3 protein-coding genes are annotated in these 3,576 nt (G+C 60.4%); all 3 read right to left on the reverse strand.

Annotated elements, in window-relative coordinates; genetic code table 11:
- On the reverse strand, positions 1-132 hold a 132-nt coding region (locus tag ACXJ7R_RS27590), incomplete at its 3' end, for a glycosyltransferase (RefSeq protein ID WP_457154590.1).
- A 51-nt stretch (positions 133-183) separates the two neighbouring features.
- Positions 184-1,095, reverse strand: coding sequence for a UbiA family prenyltransferase (locus ACXJ7R_RS27595; RefSeq protein WP_457154588.1), 912 nt, complete (start codon positions 1,093-1,095; stop codon positions 184-186).
- Positions 1,092-3,576: hypothetical protein (locus ACXJ7R_RS27600; protein WP_457154589.1), on the reverse strand; the 2,485-nt coding region annotated here is incomplete at its 5' end. The genes ACXJ7R_RS27600 and ACXJ7R_RS27595, both read right to left, overlap by 4 nt.

Here is a 3,576-nt window from a genome sequence, read left to right on the forward strand (position 1 = left end):
GGTGCCGTCGGAGGAGCCGTCATCCACGATGATGATTTCCTTCGTCACGGCGGGAAGTGCTGTGCTCACCATCGCCAACACGTGCGGCAATGTGACTGCTTCGTTGAAGACCGGTACGATTACGGAAAGCATGGAACCTCGAGGCCGGAAAGTCGCCTGTTGTGTGGAACCCGACACTGCCGGCTAGGACAAAGCGACCATCGCGATCATAACGATGCCAATGGTGGCGAAGAGCGCGCGGTAACACCGTTGCAGTCGATAGAGGCTCTCGGACGTCAGGCCGGCCAGCATGGCGCGGCGCGAAGCCCACAGATGTACCGGAATGAATGCGGCGGCAAAGACGAGGGCGAACGGAACCAATCCGAGCACGGCCAGCGCGACCATGAGCGCATATGCCGAGATAAAAAGCACGAGGCCTGCGACAAAACTCCTGGTCTTGCCAAACGCCACGGCGTTCGTCCGTATGCCGTTGAGCAAGTCGACGTCATAGTCGCGCGCCTCATGCGTGAAATGACCGGCGGTGAATACCAGCCCAAAGAAACAACTGACGACGAGGCCCTGTGCGTTGATCGCGCCAAAAGCCGCATAGCCGAGCAGGAAATGCATGCAACCGCCGATAAAATGCAGGGCCGAGCTGAAGAGCGGCGCACCCTTCAGATGCAGGGTCGGGCTGGAATACCAGGCGCTTAGCCCAGCTACCGTTATTGCAACAACGAGTGCCCTCGTATTTATCAGCCCAAACAGGAGCAGACTGATCGCCAGCAATGAGCCGGCAAGATAGCCGACTTCCCTGCGTGTCAGACCTTTTGCCGCGAATGTTCGGCTGGCTCGGTCCGGGTCTTTGAGATCTCCGTCGATTCCCGACCAGTCGTTGAGGACAAACACATGAGCCATCAGGCACAGGTTGCCGGCTATCAAAATGGCTACGGTCAGCGCGTGGCTCGCTGACAGCGCTCCGATCGAAAGGACCGCACCGATGATCGGAGTGGCCTGAAGCGCCGCGACTTCATCGAAACGGATGCAAGAAAGCCAACGGGACAGCTGTGTCGCCCGGGGGCGAGTTTGACCGACTGTGTCGCTCGCGATTTGCGTCACTTCTCACCACATTTTTGTTCCGGGCCGCCGGAACCACAAGGAAGCTTTGATAGCATACGTTCGTTCTCGAAATAGAGCCGCAACCACAGCGCATATCCGAAATCTTGCGACCAATAGAATCGTTTCACGGTCGCTGTAAGGTCATTGTGATACAGGAGCGGAGGCGTATCGCTCATCAAGGAAAAGTCATCCGCAGCAATATCGGTCAGCAGTTCGGCCGTGCGTTGATAGGCAGCATATGAGCCGGCATGGCTGTCCATTTGCCGAAGCTGGTCGGCGGCGCGCAGCCAGATTTCTTGTCCGGGAATGTCGGTCCGCAGTTGCGCCTGTGGGAACTGCGGCAAGCAGCCGGCCTTCTCCAGGTCCGCCAACCGCAGATTTATCATGAGCGGCGCACCGGCGTAGTAGACCCAGATGTCGTCGTCGCCCGCTTTTTTCGAGAGCGCTTCGCACAGCGATCGCGCGGCCGGTTTGTCCACCTGTTCGAGAAACAGGAATATGTGCATCTGGATTCCGACATCCGCCGGATTGGCGTCGCGTCCGGGATCGAGGCATTGGTATTTGTCCCGTGGCGCAAGCCAGGTCTTGTAGAGCCCGTCAGGCCGTCTGAACTGGGTTATCGTGGCAAGCGCGGGTTGCAGCAGTTCGCTCTTTTCGCTCGGCGCGACCCGCCAAGCCAGGGCGGTGTCATCGGAATCGGGCGTGATGGCGCAGCCAAGAGTGCCGATCGTCGGCGCATCTGGTCGACCGTGATATCGAACGAGGCCGCTCGGCTCGATCTGAGCGGCCAGGAACTGGCGCGTCCTTGCAAGCATGTCGCTTGCGCCCGCGGTTTCGGCCACGGGGCCGGCGACATCAAGCATGACGGCATTGAGATAGGTGTTCATTTCCTGGCGCGGCTGCTCAAATCGCGTCGCGCTCGTAAAGGAGGTCAGCCAATAGCCGCCGGCCTGCTGATGACTTGCGAGCGTTTGCCGGGCGCGCCGCGCCGCACTTGGAAGATCCGTCACATGCTCAAGCGCCTCATTGTCCGGCGCCAGGACGAAGGAGGTCTGCTTCATGAGACGCGGCTCGCCGCCCTCCGTGGCGCGCACCAGCACCGCCAACAGATGCTCACCCGGACCCACCTGGTCGATTGGAATGGTGATGCGCCAGCCAGCCTGGCTCGCCTGGCCCATCGCCTTCTCGACATCGGTCCTGGCAAAGAATTCCCGCGTTGCGGCGCCCCATTGGCCATCGATCAGAACGGCGACGTCGCTGGGGGAGTGGTTGTTGGTGAGCGCCCATCCGAGGACCTCAAGCTGCCTGCCTGCTTCACCGCCGGTGCCTTGACCGGGGGGCAGGACATTCACCGCATCGATGTTGCCATGCAGATCGACGATCAGGTCGGCCTGGACATGCGGGTGACGGAGTTCGGCGACAAACGCTGCGTTGTGGACGTCCCAGGCAGGTTGCATTCTGCCCGGTCCGTGAGCGGTGACGATGGGCGTGTCGGCGATGCCGGTATACCAGAAGGCGCCGATCGTCTGGATCGAGATCGCCACGAGCGATGCAAGTCCGAATGCCACACGCCCGTTCCGGGACAGGGCCTTCACGACAGGTGGCAGCATCCACATCAGCATGGGCAGCATGTCGGTGAGCCATCGGGGGCCCCAAGAGATGCCCTGCCGCCAATCGATCATGGCGTAGAACGACACTTGCACGATCATGGCGCAGCCAATGGCTATCGTCAGCCCTCGTCCTGAGCGCTCAAGTACGACGCGACGACAAAAAATGGGAACGAACAGCAGGAACGGGGAGAAGACGAAGAGCCCTCGGGTCGGACTGACAAGAAGGCCCGCGATGCCGCCCACTATGTCGTGGTTGAAATCGCCGGGCCGAACATGCAGCGCGTAAGCCCCCGCGATATTGCCGACGATCAAGAGATTGTAGGCCAGGGTCAAAGCGACCGGGACCATGCCCGACAAGACGAAAAACGGTCTCATCCGGCCAGCCCACCACAGGCCATAAATACCCAGACCTGCCGCCAATATGGCATCGGGCTGGCGGTTGGCCGCGATAAGCCCACAAAGCAGCCCTGCGAGAACGACCCGCAATGTCGTGCCCGGTCCGGTGAGCAAAAGCATGGTGGCCACGACCAACAGCTGGGCGAGCCCATGCATCCAGAGGGCCTGGCTGCTGATGACCCATGTCGTCGTGCCAAATGCGTAAAGCAGGCTCAGAATGGCGGCCAACCCTTCATCGGTCCGCCGCCGCAGGAGCAAATAGAGCAAACCGACGGACACCGCCGCCAGCGAAGAAGCGCAAAGCTTTTCCATGATCCGGGCGACTTGGTCGAACATTAGCGGATCGCCACCATGGCGGTTCAGATAAATGACTGCCGGCAGATAGAACGGGGAGAGGATGACAGGAACGACAATGGGAAATTTTGATACATATCGGTCTCCCCCAATCTTCAGGATCCAATGAGCAGTGCCATCC

It is taken from the genome of Mesorhizobium sp. P5_C1, assembly GCF_054049815.1.